Here is a 1,405-nt window from a genome sequence, read left to right as displayed (position 1 = left end):
GACGGGTGAAGGCATCGTGCGCCGGAGAAGAACTATCGGCAGGCTGGCACCGTTCCGCTTCGGTACAGGTGAAGTAGTTCGAAGAAGCAGTCAGAAAGTTGATGTAATCAAGATCAGTGCACTTTGCGCGGTTCATCAGGGAGACCTCCTCAGCGAAGGGTGGCTGAGGGGCAGAGATCCGTCTGAGATGATCGACTTTGCGGTCGACTGCGTAAGTCCTAACCATGATTCTCAAAGAGCGTGTCGAAGGCCTGCAATGTGAGCTCATACATTGCCTCGTAGTGTTCTTCGGGTATCTCGGGATTATTCCTCGAATCCCTCCATCGCGATAGGGGAACGCCATTTTTACAGAAAATAACACTCCTCACCTCATCGCGGATTGCAGAAAAGAGCTCGTTGGTCGCGAGAGCGGAAACGCAGAATTCGTCGGTCAGACCATGATCACGCTGCGCGACAATTTCTTCAAGGAATGCAATAGAGGTGTGATATCGTAGACGGTATATATTCAGAAAGTCCTGATGAAGCGAAAATTCGTGGCACAGGTTTTGCAGCGCCCCACCTTTGCCAATCCTGGAATCGTACAGGACCGAGTACAGTGCGGTCAACCTGACGGCAGACGCCGGCGTCGACCCGGAGCGCTGGAACCGGATGCCGGATGCCAAAACGATCGGAAAGACGGCTGCGGCCGTCTCATCGCGGAACGTTCGGGTGATCCATGCAGGGACAGGCAGTGAAGCCCTCGCCACTATCCGCGACCTGCTGCCGGAAAGCGCCGATGTGATGAACGGCTACTCGACGACACTGCTTGAAGTCGGCTACGACCGGCTGCTCGCAGAGAACCCGAAGAACTGGCGGAACTGCCACGCAGCCATCACCGCCGAGGACGACACCGAAAAGCGGCACGCACTCCGCCGCAGAAGCGTGACGGCCGACTACTTCCTCTCCGGGGTTCAGGCGATAGCCGAGTCAGGCAAGCTCGTCGGATGCGACAAGAGCGGGAGCCGGGTCGGGGCGTGGCCGCATGGGGCGGGGCGTCTCATCTTCGTCTCCGGCGTAAACAAAATCGTGCCAACGCTCGACGCTGCGCTCGCCCGCTGCCGGGAGCACGCCCTGCCACTCGAGAACCAGCAGACGCTGCGTGCCTACGGCGTCCCGAGTGCGATCGGCAAGATGATGATCCTTGAAGAGGAGAGAATAGACGGACGGACAACCCTGATCACCGACCGGCGCGGATACTGAACCGCGCGACGCGGATGAATAAGTTTATCAGAATTCGAATGCGTCACCGGGTGCGTGAACCCCTGGGCATCCTGGTGTGATGCCGTGACGTGCGCGAAGCGCTGTCGCTCGCGGGGAAGGATGTGGTCAGAAGAAGTGTTGGCGTTCAATGCGTTAAAGGAAGGTA

At 58.1% G+C, this 1,405-nt stretch carries 1 protein-coding gene and 1 pseudogene; one reads left to right on the top strand and one right to left on the bottom strand.

Going from position 1 to position 1,405, the window contains the following annotated elements; genetic code table 11:
* A pseudogene (locus FGU65_RS15815) lies at positions 1-136 on the bottom strand (IS701 family transposase); the annotation flags it as partial.
* A gap of 425 nt (positions 137-561) precedes the next feature.
* On the opposite strand from FGU65_RS15815, the gene FGU65_RS15810 reads away from it, so the two are divergent.
* The gene (locus FGU65_RS15810) at positions 562-1,239 is read left to right on the top strand and encodes a lactate utilization protein (protein WP_301665461.1); all 678 of its coding nucleotides are present in this window, start codon (positions 562-564) and stop codon (positions 1,237-1,239) included.
* The last annotated feature ends 166 nt before the right edge of the window (positions 1,240-1,405 follow it).

The sequence above is a fragment of the Methanoculleus frigidifontis genome (genome assembly GCF_030464345.1).
Taxonomy (GTDB): domain Archaea; phylum Halobacteriota; class Methanomicrobia; order Methanomicrobiales; family Methanoculleaceae; genus Methanoculleus_A; species Methanoculleus_A frigidifontis.
The sequence above is the reverse complement of the archived record's forward strand: the minus strand, read 5'-3'. Positions and strand labels throughout refer to the sequence as shown.